The sequence below is a fragment of the Leptolyngbya sp. NK1-12 genome (assembly GCF_032598965.1).
Classification (GTDB): domain Bacteria; phylum Cyanobacteriota; class Cyanobacteriia; order Elainellales; family Elainellaceae; genus Elainella.
Window position 1 is genome coordinate 3,506,532 of record NZ_CP053586.1, and the last position, 17,025, is coordinate 3,523,556.

The following is a 17,025-nucleotide window of genomic DNA, read 5'->3' on the forward strand; positions in this document are numbered from 1 at the left end:
GGATCCAAGACCATGTTTGCATTTGCTGACCCAACCGAACTCTGGCTTGAACTGGCTTCCGTCCCGCAGGCTTGGCGACCTGCTGCCTACAGTAGTGCTGCCAGCCGCTGGAATGGCTATCTAAATCACCTCTGTCTGACCGCGATGTTGGACTGGCTCCGGGCTGAACAGGGACCCAGAACAACCAGTTGGCTAGAAGAGCGGCAGTGGCCCAGCCTATGGGAAGTGGTGAGCGGCTCGATAATCACGATTGGCGACCGGCGGTTGGCCCTGATTCCCACCGAAGCAATCGACGATGGCGAACTGGCGGTCCCGCAGGAGTGGGTCGATCTGCCCGATTGGATCGCGGATTATTACCTGGCGGTACAAATGCAGCTATCCGATGGTGAGGCGGATGGGGAAGCATCCTGGCTGCGGGTATGGGGCTACGCGACCCATTACGACCTGAAAACATTTGGGCAGTACGATGCGGAAGATCGGACCTACAGCTTGGCTGCCGACCAGCTCACGCAGGATTGGAATGCCCTTTGGGTGACGATGCAGTTTTGTCCCCAAGCCCAGACTCGCGCTGCCGTTGCCCCTCTGCCCGAACTGGCTCCTGCCCAAGCCGAATCCTTGATCCAGCGGCTGGCAACCCAACCCTTGCCGCGATTGGCCGTTCCGTTTGCCTTCTGGGGCGGCTTGATCCAGTCCTCGACTTGGCGGCAGCAGCTCTACCAACGGCGCACCCAAACCGAGGCGCGGGTAAATCTGGGTCAGTGGTTCCAGCAGCAGGTCAGTTCTGGCTGGCAAAGGCTGGAAACCTTGCTGGCAACGGATCGACAGTTGGCGTTGAATTTGCGGTCGGGGCGTGAAGCAGCGGATGCACGGCAGGTGAAGCTGATTGCTTTGGGAGATCAGACCGTAGCCTTAGTGGTGCAGTTGAGCCGCACCGAAGATGAACGGGTCGCCGTTTTGGTACAGGTTCACCCGGCAGGCGATGCCTCGACCGTTCCGGCCAATCTGGAATTGAAGCTGCTGACCGAAACCGGAGAAACGCTGCAAACGGTGCAGGCGGGCGCTGAAGATAGCTACATTCAACTGCGTCGCTTCCGCTGTCCGGTGGGCACAGAATTCCAGGTGAAGATCGAGCTAGGCGGCGCTCAGGTGAGCGAACGTTTCATCATGTGAACGGGAGACAGCAATGAGACAGCTTGTTGTCCTAAAACTGGGGCAAGGCTCCTGGCAGGACGGCTTTCCGGTCGTCACGGTTCAGCATACGGTTCAGCAAACTATAGGGCAGCAAACTATAGGGCAGCAAACTATAGGGCAGCAAACCGGGCTACTCCACTCCACTCACCCTAATCCAACGGCTCAAACGGTTCCTACCCAGTTCGTTGGCGCTTTACCGGCGGCTCCCGCACTAGCGGCGCTGTACGACCAGTGGCGGACGCTCTACATAGCCCTGAATCAGCGCTTGAGTATGCGACGCCCCACCGATCTGCGGATCGAAAAAACCATGGGCATCGAAATCGAACCCGAAGGCATCACCAATGTCTCACCGGCGTTGCTAGAATCGCTGTCGCAGCAGTTGAAGCAGGCCCTCGACCACTGGCTAGAGTCTGACTCGTTTCGCCGCGTAGACCGCCGCCTGCGTACCCATCTGGCCTCCACCGATGAAATTCGCCTGATTATCGAGACTGAAGAGCCGCTGCTGCGTCGCTTTCCTTGGCAATTGTGGAGCTTCTTTGACGACTACCCCTTCGCTGAAGTGGGACTGAGTGCGCCAGAGTATGGCCGTCCTCGCCGAGTCCAGCGAGTTCCTACGGGCAAAGTTCGAATTCTGGCGGTTTTGGGCAACAGTGCTGGCATCGATGTGCAGCAAGACCGGATGCTATTAGAGCAATTGCCCCAAGTCGAGACCGTGTTTCTAGTGGAACCCACCCGGCCCCAGCTCGACCAGCAGCTCTGGGACGAACAAGGCTGGGACATTCTCTGCTTTGCTGGCCACAGCACCAGCCAGCCCGATGGTACGAGCGGCGAAATTGCCATCAACCCTGACGATAGCCTCACGATTGCCCAGTTGAAAAACGCTCTGACTGCCGCGATTAATCGGGGTCTCCAGTTTGCCATCTTCAACTCCTGCGACGGTCTGGGTTTGGCGCGAGCTATGGCAGACTTAAACATTCCCCAGCTCGTGGTGATGCGGGAACCCGTGCCGGATCAGGTAGCGCAGGCATTTCTGAAGCATTGGTTGGCGGCGTTTGCTGGCGGTCGCTCTTTCTACACGGCGGTGCGAGAAGCACGCGAAAAACTGCAAGGTCTAGAAGGCCAGTTTCCCTGCGCCTCCTACCTGCCGGTGATCTGCCAAAATCCGACTGAAATACCGGCGGATTGGCAAGATTTACTAGCGCCCTTTCCTCCTGGCCAGCAGTCAGAAAAATCGGCTACAGCAGCGGCTACCACAATCCGGGCGTCTCGTCCTGCCAACCCTAAGGTGAAGCTAAAAATCGCCCTGTTGGCTAGTTTAGCGACCACAGGTTTGCTGATGGGCCTGCGCTGGCTGGGTGGCCTGGAAAGCTTGGAACTGCGAGCCTTTGATCAAGGACTGCGTGCCCGTGCTCCAGAGGTAGCCGATCCACGCATTCTAGTCGTGGAAGTGACACAAGACGACACCAACGAATATGGCTATCCGTTAGCCGATAAAACCCTGGCCGAAGCGCTGGCGAAACTCGCCCAAATGCAGCCGCGGGCAATTGGCGTCGATATGCACCGCTATCAGCCGCGTGGCACAGGCCGAGCGCAGCTCTTGCAGCAGTTCCAAACCCACTCCAACCTGTTTACCGTCTGCTGGTCTGCCTCAACCGACAAAAACTTTGCCCCACCGCCCGAATTTTCCGAAACGCAACGCATCACTCAGGTGGGCTTCAGCGATTTGCTGTTGGACGGTGATTCAAGAGGTGATTCAGAGAATGGCGTGGTGCGTCGCCAACTGCTCTCCTACGACCCCAAGGTCGCCAACTCGCCGCCCGATTGCTCGACGCCCTATAGTTTCAGTTTTCAGCTCGCCTTTCGCTATCTCTATGACGAAAAAATTGAGCCGCTTCAAGTCAACTCCAACGGCGACTGGCAGTTCGGTGATGTCAGTTTTAGCAAATTGCCGCCGCGCTTTGTCGGCTACCAGCATCTGGATGGCCTCAGCAGTCAGATCATGCTGAATTATCGGCAGGCCCTACCGGGTCAGCGAGTGACATTGCAACAGGTGCTCAACGGACAGGTGAGCCGCAACTTTGTCGAGAATCGCATCGTCTTAGTGGGTACCACCGCTCCGATCGCCCGCGATACTTTCCTGACGCCCTATGGCGAACTGGCTGGCATCTGGGTGCATGCCCATCAGGTTAGCCAACTCCTGAGTGCCGTCCTTGACCAGCGCCCCCTGATCTGGGGATTGCCGCAGTCGGGGCCGGTGCAGTGGGGCGATGCGCTCTGGGTCTGGGTCTGGGCAACGATTGGGGCTGGGTTGGCGTGGTGGTTGCGCTCGTGGTGCTGGCTGCTGTTGGCTAACGGCATTGCGGTGTTCCTGCTCTACCAACTTTGCCTGCTGGCGTTGATGCAGGGCGGCTGGCTGCCAATAGTTCCCGCTGCGCTGTCGCTGCTCCTAACCAGTGCCGTTGTCTATGTCGTCCGCTACCGAGTGAAACCGTTAAATCCAGTTGAGTAGGTTCTGTTTTGAGAGGTTGATTTATGAAGTGATTGGTTGTGGATTGAGAGATCCCCCCTAGCCCCCTTATAAAAGCTACGGTGTACACACAAATTGAGTCGGTTAGGATTCGAGGCTTTTGGCCCCCGTTCGGCTGAGCTCACGTCGAAGCCTAAATCCCCCAAAATTGGGGGACTTCCGAACCTAATTTGGTCTGAATCATGGGAAAAATTGGCCTAACGTTGACTCAAAGTTCCCCATATATGAGGAGATTATAGCCCTGTGGATATCCCGGAAAAGGGGAGCTAATACCATTTCCCTTTAATCGGGCTACAGATTACACCGTCCAGCGGGTTGCGATATGCAGCTTCCATCATATTGCTTTACAGAAGCAAGCTACAAAACTCGGTTCGGCTGACTCACCGGAAGCCAAAACTTAAAACTAAGAACTTAAAACTAAGAACTGGTATAAACCATTCTGCAACCAACAGCTAGTTATTTATTCCCTAGCCTTTCTATGAATAAAAATCGCAATGATTTTAGGAGAACAAAAGTGAATAATTATAGAATTAAAAAAGTTGCACATCTTCTAACGCTATCGTTGATTTTAGCTGGCTTTAGTTGGTTCCATCCATCTGCTGCCTATTCTGCTAAAGCGTTTGCCAAAGCTAGCCTCAGTACCCAATCCAAACAGCGTCCACCTGCGCCGCCTTCCACACCGCCGCCGAATCGGACTCGCTCTGGGGGTTCTCTCGGAGGTGAAGCAACCTGCGTGGCTGGTGATCAAAATCTGATGGCGTTGGTGCCGGTGCAGAATCCGGTCATCACGATCCGCGAGCATCCCACTTTTTTGTTTTATGTACCCTACGGCGCTGAACAGGTGCAATACGGCGAATTTTCCCTACTGGTTGGCCCGGATGAAATGACTCGTCTCTACCAAACTCGCTTTACGCTGCCGGCGGAACCTGGTATTGTCAGCGTCAGTTTGCCCAACTTACCCGATTACGCCCTCAAAGAAGACACCTTCTACCACTGGTATTTCAAGCTCTATTGCAACGGCAGCACCACCGCAGATGTACAGGTGGATGGATGGGTGCAACGAGTCGCGGCGACCCCAGAACGTCAGCGCCAAATCGAGGTTGCGTCTCCAGACGTTTGGTACGACTCTCTAGCGGAAATTGCTGCTGGGCTACTAGCCGACCCCAACAACAGCCTGTTACGCGCTCAGTGGCGGATTTTGCTAGAGCACATCGATGCGGACAATCTCACCCAGACTCCTATGGTTGGAGCCGTGCAGCCAGACAGTGAACCACCGATTGGCGAGTAGAAAGTACATCAATTTCACTTACACTAGAAGCAAATTCAGCAAAATAGGCCGTACTTCAAGCAGCGCTGAGTAGTCATTCAACCAAATGAACGAGTAGATAGAGTGCGGGCAAGATACCTGCTGCCAGTAGAATGTTTTTTGTATATAGCAATGGCAATTCTCGATCCGAATCAGTCCTACACATTTAGCAACTACTTTGAGCTGCGGATCGATGCGCTGGAGCTATCGCAATACTTTGGCTATGGGTTTACGCGCAAACAGCTCACTCTAAACCAATACACGGGTGTTCTCGATCGGCTAGACCTGCTGCGAACGGACATTCTAGAAATTTTGCCGCGCTTGGTGCGCTCCAACGAACAAGCTAAACGGGAAGCGCTGATCTTTCCGGTAATTAGAACTGTCGCTCACTATGCCGATACGTTGTTGCGTATTGAATATCCTATCAAAGTTACCGCTCAATTACAGGGAACAATTGACTATCTGCTCTCGATTGATAATTTGCACCAGCTTACGGTAATTGAAGCGAAGCAGGGCGATATCGATTACGGCTTTACCCAGCTTGTGGCCGAGTTGATTGCTTTGGATCAATGGGAGCAGTCGCCTGCGATTGAGCAACAGCCGGTGCTGATCGGTGCGGTCACGATTGGTGATTTATGGCGCTTCGGTCGATTAGATCGTCACACTAAATCGATTGCTGAGGATATTAATAGTTACCGAGTTCCCGAAGATTTGGAGATGCTGCTGCGAATTTTGATTGCTGTGTTTCGAGTCACGTAAACGAATATCATCAACGAACATCATCTTACTGGTTTAGCAGAGGTGCTAGTAAGGTATTTGCCCACGCCTGCTCTGCTTCAGATAAGGGCGGTTGGGGTGGCTGACTATAATCAATCCGCAAGTCAAACCCAGCCCGGTTATAAACGCCATCTAGCAGCAATTTCAGATCGACTTGTGGCTCAGTATCTCCCGGATGTAGTGGTAACGGAAACACCGGAATCGGCTGCTGAAGATTAAAGGCATAGAGTTGGGCGACTGGGCGTTCAGTACTACGGCTGACCAGAATTCGGTAATCTGTCTTGGTGTCTAGGCCAACAAGCGGCATAGGCGTCCCAGCTCGCAACAAATCAATTTCAACCAGATGGGTGTAGCTTGCCAATACCTGATACCGCTTGCGTAGATAAGCCTCTCTTCCATCTCCAGCACGTTTATTTTTGGGTGATAAAACCTCGATTGTTGTAATTACAGCTCCTGTTTTAAGTTCCCGAATTTCTAAATAACTTTCTCGTACTTCTTCCATCATCGGAACTGTGACTCGCAGTGGCTTTTGAAATGGTAATGTAGCAGTTGCCTCTAGCTGAGAAACTTGTGGTGAACTGGCGGTTTTGGACAGTATGGAAACATCTGGAATGCCAACCAAAATGCTTTCTTCGGGCGTACTGAAATAGGTTCGCTTTTCAATTGCCACATAGTAGCGAGGACGCAGCGGCACCGCCAAACTATCCGCCAGGGCAACCACGAGTCGGTTATGCACTTCCGACCACAAATCTGGATGCTCTAAATAGGGATTCATTCCTGGAAACGGCGATGGCATAGGAGTTTCCCAATTAGATCCTGAATGCATTGTAATACAATGTATTGCGACAATACCGTAAGTTCTTGTCTGCCGAATTTGCTCAGTTAGAATAGGCACGAGATCTACCAGCAGGCGCAGGTAATGCAGGAGCAGGCGAGACAGAAGGCGGATTCAGGAAGGGCTTCTCGTCCAATCATTGCTAACGTAGTTCAGATCATTGAGCAGAACAACGGTACAGTTATTGGCAAAGAATTCAAATCAGAGTAAACAACAGGAAAACTATTATGACATCTACTACTACGCAAGTTAGCTTCACACTTGATATCGATCCTGAACTTCTCGATGAGTCAATCCGTCAACAGGCCGAGGAAAAAGCTCGCGAATCTTACGTAATGGAACTTTTGCGCCACGGGCGGCTTAGTAGCGGCTATGCGGCTAAACTGCTCAACCTCAGTCGTTTGGAAATTCTAGAACGAATGGGACAGTATCAAATTTCGATCTTTCCTGAACAGTTCCCTGAAGAACTAGCCCAAGAAGTTGACGAAACGCTGAACCTGACCCAGCCAAACTCGTGATCATCATTTCCAACACCACACCCTTGAGTGAACTGGCTAAAATCAATCATCTTGATCTATTACAAGCTCTATTCAGAAAAATCTTGATTCCTCCAGCCGTTTACTCAGAATTGACCACAGGCAACCACCCAGCCACAACCGCAATTCCAGTGGCGGATTGGATCGAAGTTCGCCCTGTGACCAATTTCCAGCGAGTCGAACAACTGTTGCAAACTCCTGGCCTGGATCAAGGTGAATGTGCAGCCATCGCTTTGGCCGAAGAGCTGACCGCTGACCGTCTGCTGATTGACGAACAGGCTGGTCGCCAGCTCGCCTTTCAACTCGGTATTCCGGTGACAGGCACAATTGGGATCTTGCTCGTTGCCAAGCAAGCCAATGTCATTTCAGCCGTTCGGCCCTTAGTTGATGCCATGATTGGACAAGGCAAATGGATCAGTCCAGCTTTTTACCAACAAATCCTTCAACTTGCAGATGAGTAGATTAGGCAACCAACTATGACAGAATCCTCTACTAAGGAGAGCAGTAAATGGTGAATAGTGTTTCAGTGAGGGGTGAGGGGTGAGGGTGTTGACTATAAAGCGCTCGGGTTAGTAAGTACAACATCTAGTCCGAAGTCGTTCAAATCACTGAAACCAATCAGGGCACGATGGTGTAGAAGCAGTGAAACAGATCTTGGATTACCTGTTCAAAAATCCCGTGGCCAGTGTCGTGGCCGAATCGGTAAAGGTGTTTGTGGAAGCCGAGTAATTGGTTCATCTGCTGGTGAGTCCGATCGCGGCTCAGGTAAATCAAACACCAGCTCATAAACCGCATCTGGCGTGAGCTGATGCAGAATTTTCAGATGTGCTTCCGCCTCGCTGCGTTTGCGAAAGCGTTGAATCATCACGGTTTGACAACCAGGTAAGCAGCGGATAATGCACCAAGGCGTGAGGCGATCGTAGTAGGACATGGCAAAATTCCTCTAGCAAAATGCTAAATTTGGGCAGGACAAACTGGACAGCTTTTGTGCTGTCATATATGTCTGTGGCTGCAAAATGCAGCGGGTGCAGACTAGCTAAACTCTGCAAAAACTATTGGTGTCAATGTGCGCTCAGGACTACCTGATTGCAACAGTCACCGTTTGGTGCTCAACATCAGCGAAAGATAAACATAAATGTGTATACCTAAAAGTTTAGTATGTCGGCGGAGAATGATCAACTAAGTCTGGCAAAATTGCGACAGAGGGCCGGTCTGACCCAACGCCAACTTGCAGATGCTCTTGGTATTACTATCAAGACAATCAGTGCTTGGGAGCGTGGAGTGGGTGAACCGCATTTGACGATTCCAGAAGTGAAGCGGCTGATGGATGTGCTCAACTGCACTTTTGACGAACTGCTAGAGGCGACCCAACCCCGATCGTAGCTCTATCAAAACGGCTATTCGACCCATGTTAAACAACGTCGCTTTGTTGCGCCTATTTCTCTGTTTCTAATGCAATTGCGTGCTCATACCATTTCCCTTTGATTGAGCTACAGATCGCCAAGCTCAACAGGCTACATTGTGCAGGTTCCATAACTTAAAACTCAAAACTCAAAACTAAGAACTGGTATCAAGGGTTGCGTTGAACCGCAAGGTACATCAGGAAGAAACCGCATGCTTTATCTAACCTGGCAATTCGCCGCAAGCGGAGAGTTGGCAATTAGAGACAGGTTACCGTGGGCATCTCGAATCCAGCCTTTGGCTTCTACAATAGGAGTGGATGCATCTGCCTGAGAATCGGGCAAATCGGGTAGCCGGATATCTGCGAGAACGTCGCTGTTACTGACGGGTTCGTAGGGTGTAACTGAGAGGCCACTGCGTCCAGTGTTGAAAAAGCGTGCAACAGATTCACTCGTTTCGTTTCTGACGGACTCGCAGCCTTGAGCTACGGACCGAGCCGCCAGTGCGTCTGACGGGAGCTGGATTTCTGGCACTTCAATCGCTGGAAACTCGGTGATCACCACACCTGCGGCAGCATCAATTTCGTTGAGACCGTTTCCGGCAATCGCTCGTCCCTGCACAAAGCCAATGATGTCTTCCGCCTCGTTGCCCACCAAAATATTAATTTTACCGCCCTGTTCTAGGGGGCGTCGGGCAATGATATCGCTGTCGGCTCCGATGGGAGCTTCGATACGCCGGACATTGATCAGAATATTGCCGCCTCGCACGAGCGATTGGGTCTGAATCCGACTGCGGTTAGTCAGCCGCACATCCAAACTTTCCCGCAGTTCCAACTCTGGATTGGCATTTTGCAGCCGCAGATTGGCTCCACCGCCGCTACCCGCTACGGTCGATAGTTCGCTGTTGTTGAGTCGGATGCTGGTTTGAGCAATAATCGACAAGTTGCCGCCCCGCTCACTGCCGCTTTCAGTGGAGAGTTGGCTTTGGTTGAGGGCAAACTGATTCGTTCTCAGCCGAATATTGGCTCCGCCTGCCGAGGATTGGGTGGTGAGGGCGCTGTCATCAAGAACAATGCGACCCGTCTGTAAGGGCGTAGTGAGGGCAATGTTGGCCTGAGTACCAGAGCTTTGATCAACCCGAATCTGGCTGGCTTGCGTGAGACGGATCTGCTGAGCGTCAATGAAAATGGCACCATTGCGGTTCGTTTGACCGGAGTGCTGGGCCGTTTCAATCTGACTTTGCTGGTTTAGATTCACCGTCCTGGCATTGATCGTAATTGCGCCGCCTTGTCTTCCGCCTCGCGTAGACAAACGCGCTCGATCGGAAAGGTTGAATTGATTCACAAAACGCTGGTTGAATCCACTAATTTGCAGATTGCCAGAATCTTGCTCATCATTGGTAGTAATGCCAATCTCAGCACCGTTCTCCAAACGCATAGTTCGACCGACGCGAATCAGAATATTTCCCGTATCGCCTGGATTTGCCGAAATGTTTTCGTTGATGGTTCCGTTATTACTGCCACTCAAATCAATATTATCGTCGCCTTGATTTTCTATATTGCCGCCGTTTAAATTTTCATCGTTAGATTCTGGAGACGGTTTGTTGCTGGTATTGCTATTTGTATCCTCTGGAGTAGCTGCGGTGCCAGAGAAAATGCCGCTGGTTTGGTCCTGCTCAGAAGTACCACGGATGTCTAATTCTCGCGCCTGCACATCAATATTTCTGACTGGGCCTCGGCGGTTCGTTAAGATTTCCAGCCGTGAACCGGATTGCAGACTTAGGGTTTCTGCTGCAAATACGCGGATGGCGTTGTCTTGGCGGTTGGCCTTGGCGGCTTGGGTGTTGGTTACGATTCGCGACGCATCGGTAAGAGTGACGTTTCTACCGCGAATTTGAATCACACCCCCCTCAGCTCCAGCGGCATTCAGCAGTGCCCCATCGGTCAGGTCAACATCTTGATAAAAGTTGGCCTGTTGATTGTTGCGATAGCCGATATCCCAGCCGCCATCAATCGGATTCAGCCGCACGAATCCATTCGCTGCGACACTACCCAACTCGATGCGCCCACCTGCCGCCGTTAACCTGCCACCCTCGACCGCTACGGTGCCTCCGATCAAGGCCAGCGTCTGACCTGTCCCTACCTGTAACCCTATAGCCGAATCTCCTGGACTTGCGGCTCTAGATCGGTTAATGATGCTGCCGGAATTAGGGCCAAACTGCAAGCCAGTCGGTACACTCACAGTCAATAGTGGTGGAGCTTGGGGATTAATAGCGCTAAAGCTGAAGTTGTCTTGTTCAAATAAAATGCTGCTGGCAGTTGTGGCTAGAAACGATCCCCGCAGATCGAGTCGTGCACTGGCACCAAACCGAATGCCGTTAGGGTTGAGTAACACCAGACTGGCAGGGCCGTTGACGCCCAGCGTGCCCAAAATTGCTGAATCGCTGTTGCCCGTGACGCGACTAAAAATCGTGCGCACACCGCTAGGATTGGTGAAATAAACCCGCTGCCCCTCTCGAATATTGAACTCGCGGAAGCTGTGGAATAGATTTCTGCCTCGTCTAGCGCCGCCCTCAATTTCTACCCTGCCGCTGCGATTAGTGAGCCGGGACCCCTCTTGCCCCAAAGTATCATCAACGGCAATGGATTGGGCTACTGCTGGAGTTGGCAGAACTTGAGCCATGACAATTTGGGCAATTCCTAAGGAAAAAACCGCCTTTTTAAGCCAACAGCTCCCCATCGGAATTCCCTCCCATCCATCGATTCAGTAACCTAGCATACACTCGTATTACCCAGAGCGATGAATAGTTAACAAGAAGTGTAATGCGTTGCTGAATAGAGGTATGAATTGCCCCGTTCGGCTGAGCTCACGTCGCTCGCGGAGCGCGTTCCACGAACGAAGCCCTAGCCCCCAATTCTGGGGGGAACCGGACCTTTCAAAGTCCCCCAGCATTGGGGGATTTAGGGGGCTACCAACGTTACAGCAACTCCACGATTCATACCCTAATTCAGCAACGCCAACATAGAAGTGTAGCTATTTCAGCCAAACATGATGAACCGACGCTCGTCATCTCTCTGCTGAAGCTCAAGAAGTGCTTCAATATCGAGTGGTTCATGCAGTCAAAAACGGTCTGACTAAAGATGATCAGAAGCGTCCAGGGTACCTGATTTCCGACACCGCACTTCCCGTTGCGGAATGGGGATTTTAATGCCTGCGGCTTGAAACGCTTGATTTAGGCGGAACCGGAACTCTCGGGCAACAGTGAACTGCTGACCCGCTTGGGTCTGAGTACGAATTTTCAGCAGAATTCCATTCGGTTCAAATTGCTCAACTCCTAAAATGTCAGGTTCATCGCTGATCTGAAATCGCCAGTCTGGATCGGCTTGCATAGTCTGCAAGACTTCTTTCATAATCCTCAAAGCATGCTTAATGTCAGTATCGTAGTCAACCAGCACGGTCAGATCCATGCGCGACCAGTCTTTAGAGCGATTAGTGACATGGGTGATCTCGCCATTGCGCAGGATGATCAGATCACCCGGAGAATTACGAATTTGGGTTGTCAATAGATCCATCTTCTCCACGATGCCAGTGCCCTCTTTCACCGCGATTATATCCCCTATCGTGAAGGCATCCCGTGCCAGCAACATCCAGCCGGTCAAGGCATCTTTGATGGCAGACTGAAATGCCAGGGAAACTACCACCCCCAAGACACCCAGTCCTGTAAACAGGGTTAGTCCGGTTGAGAGGGAAAACACGCTGTAGGCGACAAGAAGGCCGACAATTCCCAACAGCGTGGTAATGACGTTATTCCAAACGGGAGCAAGAACGAGGACCCGTCTGCGGCGGCGCTCAATCTCGGCGAGAGGCAGTTGATCTTCGGTGCCAATCCATTTGGTCAAGATTCGATCAATTAGAAAATGACTGAGGATGATGGCCAGGGTGATGCCGAATCCAATCAGTAACACGGCGATTGGTTGTCGAAACAGTATAACTCCCAGCGCTCGGGTTTGGGGAAAGCGTTGCAACATCCAGGCTAACCCGATCACCCCAATCACCCCAATCATTAGCTGGAGCAGCCGTCTCTGCCAGGTTTTTCGTTCAATTTGGTATTTCAGAGCAAAGAGCTGTTTCTGTTGCTCAGAGGTGTTTTCCGTCGTATCCTCATCCATTCCTCCAGTTTTTTGACGCTGATTTAGCCACTCTTGCTGATTATGAAATTCTTGCCGTAAGCGGCGGCGGCGCTTACGAAGCTGTCTTTGCAAGCTAAACAAGAGAGCCATCAATAAAACTGCGATCGTTCCGCCAATACCAGCCTGTCTCAATTGTTCTCGTTGGGCATCAGGTTGCCGTTCCTGGATTGCCAACTTCAGTCCCTGCTGGATCTGTCGGGCATACTCCTCCGCCACTTCAGACTCGGTCAAGCCATACACTTCAGCGTCTAGAGCGGTAACGGTCACTACTGGAGTCGTTGCCTCGCCATCGATGACCACCTGAACGACCATCTGTTGATTGAGTCGCGTGGTAATCACTTGTATTGATTCTGGATCGATATCCTTTTCCAGCAGATATCGCACTTGGGATTTCAAGCGATTCTCAATGCGATTGCGCCGGATTTGGAGAGCGCCTAACCCCCATTGCTCCTTTTCTCCGGGTTGTCGCTCAGCCGCAATTGCAAAAAGCTGATGACCATCCAGCCACACGGGTGCATAGGCCACGTCTCCGATCAAGCCATAGGATTTCCACCCCAGAGAACCTTTCAGATCTTGAGTTAGTCCAACCGCCATTGGGTTCAGCAACAGCACACAGGTCATCAGGCTGATCAGAGCGTATTTGAGTTTAGCGTTTGGGGAGCGAGTAGAGCTAGGTTTCACAATGGCAGATGCTGGCATGGAGTATGCCCAGACTGGTATGGCTGAAATGATATAAACAAAATAGGACACAACAATGGTGTTCAACGATTAGATGCTTCAGCATCATTAGAAACGGAACGCTTGATGAGTATAGATCGGGTTTAGAGACTGTTTGTAAATGAATTTTAAGAGGCTAGAATCGACTTCACATCTGATCCTCCCTAACCCTCCTTATTTAAGGAGGGAACCGAGTCAAATCTCTGAAGTCCCCCTTAAAAAGGGGGATTTAGGGGGATCTCAATCTTTGTTTACAAACAACCTCTTAATCGATATATACCACCACATACTGATTACCGTAGGGCTGGTAGTAGGTTGCACCGCACCGGTAAAGGGATGTTCCTTCGATCACGACAGTAGAACACCCCGCTGGCAACGCAGCAGCATAAATGGTCGATCGGCGAATTACACGTCGGGTCGTGCGACGAGCAACCCCAGCGCCACTAACAGGCGTCGCAGGTCTGCCAACAATCGCTGCCGCTTCCCGGATCACCATGCCGCTGTTGAATACCTGATCCATCACTGCACTGGTAGCTAGAAGAGCGCAGGCAGTGATGACGATTCGATTCATCGATTTCATTGCTGTTCCTCCTCGATCGAGGTCAATTCATCCAGTTCGCTGGCTGGAAGGGCGTCTAGCTGTGTGGCTCCTGCTGGGGCGGAAAACGTGAATTGCTCAGCGTTGATTTGGGGATTAGTATTCCAGTCCCGCATCCGAATTTCATACTGTGGAGCAGCGGTAATCCATTTACTGGTAATCACATATTTCATTGGCAAGGGCTGATCCCCGGTCTGAACCCAAAGTTGCCAGTCCACGTCGTTTTCCCGAAATGCCAGGTGATGGCACTCAATGCCATTGACATAGGCAGTACCCATGTAAGTGCTGCTCTCAACCCCCGTCGAGAGGACGGCATAGGGATCAGCAAACAGCAGATCGCCCCCCGGTGCAGGAATTCCTGTTTCCAGTTCAAACGCTCGGATCGCATCGTCAATCGTTCCTGGCGTATTAATCTGAGCATAGGCATTACTATTCCTGCCGTATAGAGTCAGTGTTTCACCATCGAAGATCAGATCGGCGTTCGCGATCATTCCCTGTCGCTGGATATAAAATTGACCCGGTCGTTGTACGACAACGCTAGCAAAGCTGCTCAGTTGCAGCTTCTGCCCATTCCGATTAACGACTTCGAAATCAATATCTGTATTGACGCTAAACGCTTTCGTTGCCGCCAGATAGGAGGACATTGATTTCAGGATCTGGTCAGCATCAGGATCGAGGCTGTTGGCACTCGTAACCGGCTCAGCGGCTAGACTTATAGTGAGTGCAATTCCTAATGCCAGCCAACGCCAGCCAGAGCGAGACATGAAGCTTAGTTTTCTCATTATGAACTCGTGATAACTCAATCAACGGAAGCTAAAAACGCGAAGGCACCGATGTGCCGCGGTAGTTTTGCATCAGCATGTAAACGCTGATCAGGAGTACCCAGAGCGGAAACACCAGGGCGATCCAAATTAGGTGATCAACATGGCTGATTCGGAACAGCAGAATCGCCGCTAGAACATAGCCAACCAGCGCTAACGCTTTGGGGATAGATCGGGTGCGGTTAAGCAGGGTAGAGGTCGAAATCATGAACACGCCTGCCATTTTGAGCATGTAGGCGTTGAGAATTTCATTGGTGATGGTTTGACCAAAGGTGTAGTAAGTGGAAGCGATTGATCGATCGGCTTGGTGAATGTATAGGAAAATAGTGCTGCCTGCAATCGCAGATAAAACAAACATCATTGCCACGAACAACAGCCCGCTGCCCAAAAACACAGTGGAAATAAACTGATCTTCATTTGACCCCAGCCAATCCCGCACCACGCCAATAAACCAGAGAAATGCAATGCCTGCAAAGGGTACAAGATTTAGCCCCAGGAGCAGTGCTTTCCCATTAGAGATCAGCCACATGCCGTTATCGCGCAGATCCGTGGGCATGGACCTTAGCATCAGTACCAAACTAATGGTCAGTAAGATCGAAAATACGATACCTGCGATTGCGGCGGGCTTTGGTGCGGTTACATGATGATGGGTCAACTGGTTTTCCTGCTGCACGGATACGCCTCCCGGAACAATTTGGCTGTTGTAGTATGCTGAATACCTTGAATCGATACCGAACCGAGCTACAGCAAGGAGGCTATACTCGTTTGACCACTGGGGGTGCCCAACGACCATCCAGGGCTTGGGCTTTGGGCGCATACAGCCGCATGGTTAACCCCAGCACCCCTTGGGTAGGAGAGGGCAGCCAGTTCGATTCTTGACCGGCATCAGGTGAATCGGGCTGGATGTAAATATCCAGTGAGCCATCAGCGTTATAGGTGAGGTCATCACGATCGCCAATCGCAAAGCGGTTCAGCGAGTTAGCCACTTGGAATCCGTCAGCATCGTACATCGTGATTGACCAGAACGCTTCCACTGGCGGGATCTCGTCCTTGCCAAAGTGAATCACATACCGGTTGCTACCCTCTAGCGGCTTGCCATCAGCATCGGCGACGTTCAACGGGTAGATGGCGTCTTGGGGCTGGTTTGCGCCCAGTCCAACCATCGCGACGATCGCCCGCTTCAGGTAGTAGTTGCCATAGACTCCCATCGTGTCGGTATTCATCTGCCAGCCGTTAACGACTCGGGCGAGCGTTGGCACCTTCTCGTACATTAGCCTGAGTCCGTCGGTTGTCGCCCGCTCTAGTCCTGCCTTGACGGGTGGTGCCGCCTGGTCGAAGTCGAAACTTTTGCCAACCTCAATCCCAAGACGATGGAGACGAGCGACCGTAGACCAATCTGTAATATGGGGTGGGTTGAGCTGCATCAATTCCGCGCCGTAGCTGAAGTACTGAGCAGCGGTCATGGTGTTCACCTGCGTCAGCGGTGGAGTCTTCATATCCACGCTGGGATCTATTGCAATTGCCGCCTGCACCGGCTGCGTGGTCTGCCCCCACTGGGACAGCGGCGTTATCCAATACCCCTGCTGCACCTGGTGAACTGCTGCATAGTCTTTGGGACCGTTGGTTTGGGTCCGCCCAATCATCCAGACATAGGGGGTAGGGGCATCGATAGGCTGTACACCATCGGGTAGGGTGCCAGTCCAGCCCTTTGGGACAACCCCATAGTGTGCTGCATTTGTACCGCTGGTGCGCTTTCCGGGCACTGCAAAGACATCAGACCACATATCCATCATCGGCAGTAGGTAGTAACGCCCATCGGTATCGGGCACAGACACGACCATCGGTTCTTGGGTGAGGTCGAGCCAGGCACTGGAGTACAGCGTGTCGAAGTTGGGACGGACCACCTCACGAAAATCAGCAGGCGGAAAGGCTTGTAGGTGGTGAAAGGCATTCATTGGACCCATACCGGGTTTTGTACCTGGCGCATAGTTGGTTGTGATGCGTCGGGTGATGTCCATCGTGATCAGGGGATACAGGTAATGGTATGCTTCAATGCCAATCTCGTAGGCGTCTTGCTCACTGAGAGTTTGAATGCTCATATTTTGGTAGGGGTTCGCGTTGGTCTAA

Annotated in this window: 15 protein-coding genes; 7 read left to right on the plus strand and 8 right to left on the minus strand. The window is 51.9% G+C overall.

Annotated elements, in window-relative coordinates; translation table 11 throughout:
- Window positions 1-12 precede the first annotated feature (12 nt).
- From HJG54_RS14755 to HJG54_RS14770, 4 genes are all read left to right on the plus strand, one after another.
- Complete coding sequence (locus HJG54_RS14755) at window positions 13-1,170, plus strand: DUF1822 family protein (protein ID WP_316429540.1); 1,158 nt, start codon at window positions 13-15, stop codon at window positions 1,168-1,170.
- A 13-nt stretch (window positions 1,171-1,183) separates the two neighbouring features.
- Window positions 1,184-3,700: a CHASE2 domain-containing protein gene (locus HJG54_RS14760; protein WP_316429541.1), complete on the plus strand. Its 2,517-nt coding sequence runs from the start codon at window positions 1,184-1,186 to the stop codon at window positions 3,698-3,700.
- Window positions 3,701-4,232: 532 nt separating this feature from the next.
- A complete protein-coding gene (locus HJG54_RS14765; protein ID WP_316429543.1) occupies window positions 4,233-5,006 on the plus strand; it encodes a DUF928 domain-containing protein in 774 nt (257 codons plus the stop codon).
- Window positions 5,007-5,156: 150 nt separating this feature from the next.
- Complete coding sequence (locus HJG54_RS14770) at window positions 5,157-5,783, plus strand: hypothetical protein (RefSeq protein ID WP_316429545.1); 627 nt, start codon at window positions 5,157-5,159, stop codon at window positions 5,781-5,783.
- A gap of 25 nt (window positions 5,784-5,808) precedes the next feature.
- Here the strand turns inward: HJG54_RS14770 and HJG54_RS14775 are convergent, their stop codons facing one another.
- Window positions 5,809-6,597, minus strand: coding sequence for a DUF4058 family protein (locus HJG54_RS14775; RefSeq protein ID WP_316429546.1), 789 nt, complete (start codon window positions 6,595-6,597; stop codon window positions 5,809-5,811).
- Window positions 6,598-6,863: 266 nt separating this feature from the next.
- On the opposite strand from HJG54_RS14775, the gene HJG54_RS14780 reads away from it, so the two are divergent.
- Both HJG54_RS14780 and HJG54_RS14785 read left to right on the plus strand, forming a co-directional pair.
- Window positions 6,864-7,154, plus strand: a complete 291-nt coding sequence (locus HJG54_RS14780) for a UPF0175 family protein (RefSeq protein WP_316429547.1) — start codon at window positions 6,864-6,866, stop codon at window positions 7,152-7,154.
- Window positions 7,151-7,633 carry a DUF3368 domain-containing protein gene (locus HJG54_RS14785; protein WP_316429548.1) on the plus strand — a complete coding sequence of 161 codons (483 nt, stop codon included), beginning with the start codon at window positions 7,151-7,153 and terminating at the stop codon, window positions 7,631-7,633. Before HJG54_RS14780 ends, HJG54_RS14785 begins: the two co-directional genes overlap by 4 nt.
- A gap of 206 nt (window positions 7,634-7,839) precedes the next feature.
- Here HJG54_RS14785 and HJG54_RS14790 read toward each other — a convergent pair whose 3' ends face one another.
- Entirely contained in the window at window positions 7,840-8,103 is a 264-nt protein-coding gene (locus HJG54_RS14790; protein WP_316429550.1) for a hypothetical protein, read from the minus strand.
- Window positions 8,104-8,330: 227 nt separating this feature from the next.
- On the opposite strand from HJG54_RS14790, the gene HJG54_RS14795 reads away from it, so the two are divergent.
- On the plus strand, window positions 8,331-8,555 hold the full coding sequence (locus tag HJG54_RS14795) for a helix-turn-helix domain-containing protein (RefSeq protein WP_316429551.1): 225 nt from the start codon (window positions 8,331-8,333) through the stop codon (window positions 8,553-8,555).
- Between the two features lie 236 nt (window positions 8,556-8,791).
- On the opposite strand, the gene HJG54_RS14800 is transcribed toward HJG54_RS14795, so the two are convergent.
- The 6 genes from HJG54_RS14800 to HJG54_RS14825 all read right to left on the minus strand — a co-directional run bounded on the left by HJG54_RS14800 (window position 8,792) and on the right by HJG54_RS14825 (window position 16,997).
- Window positions 8,792-11,311, minus strand: coding sequence for a filamentous hemagglutinin N-terminal domain-containing protein (locus HJG54_RS14800; RefSeq protein ID WP_316429553.1), 2,520 nt, complete (start codon window positions 11,309-11,311; stop codon window positions 8,792-8,794).
- Between the two features lie 395 nt (window positions 11,312-11,706).
- Window positions 11,707-13,461: a mechanosensitive ion channel family protein gene (locus HJG54_RS14805; RefSeq protein ID WP_316429554.1), complete on the minus strand. Its 1,755-nt coding sequence runs from the start codon at window positions 13,459-13,461 to the stop codon at window positions 11,707-11,709.
- A gap of 283 nt (window positions 13,462-13,744) precedes the next feature.
- A complete protein-coding gene (locus HJG54_RS14810; protein WP_316429556.1) occupies window positions 13,745-14,059 on the minus strand; it encodes a hypothetical protein in 315 nt (104 codons plus the stop codon).
- Entirely contained in the window at window positions 14,056-14,841 is a 786-nt protein-coding gene (locus HJG54_RS14815) for a DUF2092 domain-containing protein (protein WP_316429557.1), read from the minus strand. Before HJG54_RS14815 ends, HJG54_RS14810 begins: the two co-directional genes overlap by 4 nt.
- A gap of 49 nt (window positions 14,842-14,890) precedes the next feature.
- Window positions 14,891-15,571: a hypothetical protein gene (locus tag HJG54_RS14820; RefSeq protein WP_316429559.1), complete on the minus strand. Its 681-nt coding sequence runs from the start codon at window positions 15,569-15,571 to the stop codon at window positions 14,891-14,893.
- An 82-nt stretch (window positions 15,572-15,653) separates the two neighbouring features.
- Window positions 15,654-16,997, minus strand: a complete 1,344-nt coding sequence (locus HJG54_RS14825) for a DUF1254 domain-containing protein (RefSeq protein WP_316429561.1) — start codon at window positions 16,995-16,997, stop codon at window positions 15,654-15,656.
- Window positions 16,998-17,025 lie beyond the last annotated feature (28 nt).

What these genes read in the sequence shown, in the direction of transcription:
- HJG54_RS14815 (WP_316429557.1), bottom strand. Translation starts at nt 14,841, where the DNA reads ATGTCTCGCTCTGGCTGGCGTTGGCTGGCATTAGGAATTGCACTCACT.
- HJG54_RS14775 (WP_316429546.1), bottom strand. Translation starts at nt 6,597, where the DNA reads ATGCCATCGCCGTTTCCAGGAATGAATCCCTATTTAGAGCATCCAGAT.
- HJG54_RS14790 (WP_316429550.1), bottom strand. Translation starts at nt 8,103, where the DNA reads ATGTCCTACTACGATCGCCTCACGCCTTGGTGCATTATCCGCTGCTTA.
- HJG54_RS14770 (WP_316429545.1), top strand. Translation starts at nt 5,157, where the DNA reads ATGGCAATTCTCGATCCGAATCAGTCCTACACATTTAGCAACTACTTT.
- HJG54_RS14825 (WP_316429561.1), bottom strand. Translation starts at nt 16,997, where the DNA reads ATGAGCATTCAAACTCTCAGTGAGCAAGACGCCTACGAGATTGGCATT.
- HJG54_RS14810 (WP_316429556.1), bottom strand. Translation starts at nt 14,059, where the DNA reads ATGAAATCGATGAATCGAATCGTCATCACTGCCTGCGCTCTTCTAGCT.
- HJG54_RS14780 (WP_316429547.1), top strand. Translation starts at nt 6,864, where the DNA reads ATGACATCTACTACTACGCAAGTTAGCTTCACACTTGATATCGATCCT.
- HJG54_RS14760 (WP_316429541.1), top strand. Translation starts at nt 1,184, where the DNA reads ATGAGACAGCTTGTTGTCCTAAAACTGGGGCAAGGCTCCTGGCAGGAC.
- HJG54_RS14755 (WP_316429540.1), top strand. Translation starts at nt 13, where the DNA reads ATGTTTGCATTTGCTGACCCAACCGAACTCTGGCTTGAACTGGCTTCC.
- HJG54_RS14795 (WP_316429551.1), top strand. Translation starts at nt 8,331, where the DNA reads ATGTCGGCGGAGAATGATCAACTAAGTCTGGCAAAATTGCGACAGAGG.
- HJG54_RS14800 (WP_316429553.1), bottom strand. Translation starts at nt 11,311, where the DNA reads ATGGGGAGCTGTTGGCTTAAAAAGGCGGTTTTTTCCTTAGGAATTGCC.
- HJG54_RS14805 (WP_316429554.1), bottom strand. Translation starts at nt 13,461, where the DNA reads ATGCCAGCATCTGCCATTGTGAAACCTAGCTCTACTCGCTCCCCAAAC.